This window comes from Rhodococcus sp. EPR-134 (assembly GCF_001647205.1).
GTDB classification, from domain to species: domain Bacteria; phylum Actinomycetota; class Actinomycetes; order Mycobacteriales; family Mycobacteriaceae; genus Rhodococcus_F; species Rhodococcus_F qingshengii.
On record NZ_LVCT01000259.1, the window covers coordinates 1 to 3,727 of the forward strand.

General features: G+C 61.6%; 4 protein-coding genes. All 4 read left to right on the forward strand.

From position 1 onward, the window contains the following. A partial coding sequence (locus A2J01_RS11535; RefSeq protein ID WP_269455307.1) for a His/Gly/Thr/Pro-type tRNA ligase C-terminal domain-containing protein occupies positions 1-517 on the forward strand: 517 nt, incomplete at its 5' end. A gap of 79 nt (positions 518-596) precedes the next feature. Then, complete coding sequence (locus A2J01_RS11540; RefSeq protein WP_020969392.1) at positions 597-1,268, forward strand: O-methyltransferase; 672 nt, start codon at positions 597-599, stop codon at positions 1,266-1,268. A 22-nt stretch (positions 1,269-1,290) separates the two neighbouring features. Beyond that, positions 1,291-1,950: a rhomboid-like protein gene (locus tag A2J01_RS11545; RefSeq protein ID WP_064112731.1), complete on the forward strand. Its 660-nt coding sequence runs from the start codon at positions 1,291-1,293 to the stop codon at positions 1,948-1,950. Between the two features lie 58 nt (positions 1,951-2,008). Continuing rightward, positions 2,009-3,727 (forward strand): acyl-CoA dehydrogenase family protein (locus A2J01_RS11550; RefSeq protein WP_064112732.1); only part of this gene is annotated, 1,719 nt, incomplete at its 3' end.

Genomic DNA, 3,727 nt, shown 5'->3' on the forward strand with positions numbered 1-3,727 from the left:
TGGAGCCGGCACGCTGGTCTCGGCTCGCGGTATCGAGATCGGGCACGTCTTCCAGCTCGGCCGTAAGTACACCGACGTCTTCACCGTCGATGTCCTCGCCGAGAACGGCAAGCCCGTCCGCCCGACCATGGGGTCGTACGGCGTCGGCGTCTCGCGTCTGGTGGCCGTCATTGCCGAGCAGCATCACGACGAAAAGGGCCTGCGCTGGCCTGCCGAGGTTTCACCGGCCGACGTCTACCTCGTCATCGCGAACAAGGACGAGACCGCGCGCGAAGGCGCCGAAGGCCTCGCCGCGCAACTCGACCGTGCCGGACTCGAAGTAATCCTCGACGACCGCAAGGCATCGCCGGGCGTGAAGTTCAAGGACTCCGAGCTGATCGGCGTTCCGCTGATCGTTGTCGTCGGACGCGGTTGGGCCGACGGCAAGGTCGAAATTCGCGACCGCTTCACTGGCGAGAGCCGTGAGATCGACGCCGACTCGGCGATCGAGGAGATCATCAGCGCAGTTCGCGGCTGATTCGAATAGTCGTCTGGGCCGCCGCAGCCACCTTCCGAGGTGTCTGCGGCGGCCCTTCTTTTCTGCCACAATCGTGGCTATGGAACGCGAACCGGATTGGGCAGAAGTCGACGGTTACCTTGTCTCCACGTTGGTAGGTGAAGATCCGGTTCTCGACGCGGCACTCGCCGCCAACTCCGAGGCCGGTCTCCCGCCCATCGACGTGGCGCCGAACCAGGGCAAGCTCCTCAATCTTCTGGCGCGAATGTGCCTGGCGCGCAATGTTCTCGAGATCGGAACCCTCGGCGGATACAGCACGATCTGGCTCGCTCGCGCGGTCGGCCCCTCGGGCCAGGTCATCACGCTGGAATTCGATCCCACCCATGCGGATGTCGCTCGGGCGAATATCGAGCGCGCCGGCTTGGCTGACCGTGTCGACGTCCGCGTCGGGGCCGCGCTCGACAGCCTCCCGTCGATCGCGAAGGAAGAGTTGGGACCTTTCGACTTGGTCTTCATCGACGCCGACAAGGAGAACAACACCGAGTACGTGCGGTGGGCGTTGGCCCTTTCGCATCCCGGAACCGTCATCATCGTGGACAACGTGGTGCGTGGGGGACATGTGTCCAACCCGGATATCGACGACGAGCGCGTCAAAGCGAGTCGAGCGGTGTTGGAGATGATCGCGGCCGAGCCGAAACTCGACGGCACCGCCATTCAAACCGTGGGTTCGAAGGGATGGGACGGGTTTGCCGTTGCAGTAGTGAACGAGTGAGCGCAGACTCGAAGCGGTGAGGATGCTGGGGGCAGCAAAGGCGGCATGGCGATGGGTGCGCAGTGCTCCCGGTACCTACGTCTGGTTGCTGGCCCTGCTGTTCACCCCGCTCTTCCTTCGGCATCTGCCCGACAATGTCGAGGAGCGTTTTCTCGGCAAGCGCTCGACCAATCTGCATCACCTGGCCGAAGACCCGCTACGAGTCCTGTTCTCGAGTGCCTTCTGGCTCGAAGGTGGCGGTTGGTTGGGATACCTGGTTCTCTTCACCATCTTTCATGCAACGGCTGAGCGTTGGCTCGGGACATGGCGGTGGCTGTGTGTTGTCGTCATCGCCCACGTCGGAGCCACGTACATCAGCGAAGGTGTTCTGTACGAAGGTATTCGGCACGGATACGTGGCGGAGTCGGCGGTCAACACTCTCGACGTGGGTGTGAGTTACGGTCTGGCCGGCGTCATGGGGATTCTGGTATATCGAATCGTCGATCCGTGGCGATACGTCTATCTCGCGGGGTTGCTGCTCTTCTATGGTGTACCTCTGATTTTCGCCACCAATTTCACCGCCATCGGCCACATGTCTGCGTTGTTGCTCGGGTTGGCGTGCTACCCGGTCACGCGCGCTCGGGCAGGCACGTGGAATCCGATGGACCTGTGGCATTCGCGAAGAATCGCAGGTCTTCCATGAATCGCACCGCGGAAAGTTACCCGCTGGTAGTTTAGCGTCGTCGACGAAAGGTAATGACGTGTCTGGCACCGATGGATTGCTCTTCAACCCCCATACTTACGACCCCGCTCAGTTCGATCCGGAGACTCGCCGTTTGCTGCGAGCCACCATCGAATGGTTCGAGAGCCGCGGTAAGAAGCAACTGCTTCAGGACGACCTCGACGCCGTGTGGGTCTCCGACTTTCTCGAATTCGTCGGCAAGGAGAAGTTGTTCGCGACGTTCCAGACTCCGGCGGCATTCGCCGACGGTGACGAGAACCGTCGTTGGGACGGTGCCCGCAACGCGGCCTTGAGTGAGATCTTCGGTTTTTACGGACTCGCTTACTGGTACGCCTGGCAGGTCACGATCCTCGGACTCGGACCGATCTGGATGAGTGACAACGACGCTGCGAAGAAGCGTGCAGCGCAGGAACTTGCCGACGGTGGTGTCATGGCGTTCGGGCTGTCCGAGCGCGACCACGGCGCCGACGTGTACTCCACCGACATGCTCCTCACTCCCACCGACGGCGACGTCGCCTTCCGCGCGAGCGGCGAGAAGTACTACATCGGAAACGGCAACGTAGCCGGAATGGTGTCTGTGTTCGGGCGTCGTACCGACGTCGAGGGCCCCGAAGGCTACGTGTTCTTTGTCGCCGACAGTGCACATCCGAACTATCAGCTCGTGGACAACGTCCTGCGCGGGCAGATGTATGTCAGCAATTTCCGCCTCGACGATTACCCGGTGCGCGAGGAAGACATTCTGCACACCGGCGTCGCCGCATTCGAGGCCGCGCTCAACACGGTCAACGTCGGAAAGTTCAACCTCTGCACCGGCTCCATCGGCATCACCGAGCATGCGTTCTTCGAGGCAATCACTCACGCGCAGAATCGAATTTTGTACGGCAATCCCGTCACGGATTTTGCCCACGTTCGCGCCGCCTTCGTCGACGCGTACTCACGTCTGATCGCGATGAAGCAGTTCAGTGCGCGGGCGGTCGACTACTTCCGCAGCGCCAGCCTCGAGGACCGTCGCTACCTGCTGTTCAATCCCATGACCAAGGCCAAGGTCACCTCCGAAGGTGAGAAGGTGGTCGGGTTGCTGCACGATGTGATCGCAGCCAAGGGATACGAGAAGTCCACGTACTTCCGCGAGGCAGCGCAGATGATCGGCACGCTGCCCAAGCTCGAGGGCACCGTCCACGTCAACGTCGGCCTGATTCTCAAGTTCTTGCCGAACTATCTGTTCAACTCGGCGCAGTTCCCGGAGATCGTCACGCGCGACGACGCCGCCGACGACGAGTTCTTCTGGAACCAGGGGCCTACCCGCGGCGCTGCGAAGATTCAGTTCCACGAGTGGAAGCCCTTCTACGAGAAGCACTCTTCGATTCCGAACGTCGCCCGTTTTTACGAGCAGGCGATCGCGCTCACCGAATTGCTCACTGCTGCAGCGCCGGACGCGCAGCAGCAGAAGGATCTCGATTTCATGCTCAACGTCGGGCACCTGTTCTCTCTCGTCGTCTACGGTCATCTGATTCTCGAACAGGCCGAGATCAGCGGGCTCGACGCCGACGTTGTCGATCAGATCTTCGACTTCCAGATTCGTGACTTCTCGGGATACGCGATCGCGCTGCATGGAAAGCCGTCGTCGACACCCGAGCAGCAGAAGTGGGCCCTGGCCGCGGTGCGGAAGCCTGTTGTCGACAGTGAACGCTTCGACCGGGTGTGGCAGCAGGTCAAGGCGTACGACGGTGCATACGAG

Excerpts from the sequence above, each read along its gene's own strand:
- A2J01_RS11540 (WP_020969392.1), top strand. The coding sequence starts at position 597 with ATGGAACGCGAACCGGATTGGGCAGAAGTCGACGGTTACCTTGTCTCC.
- A2J01_RS11545 (WP_064112731.1), top strand. The coding sequence starts at position 1,291 with ATGCTGGGGGCAGCAAAGGCGGCATGGCGATGGGTGCGCAGTGCTCCC.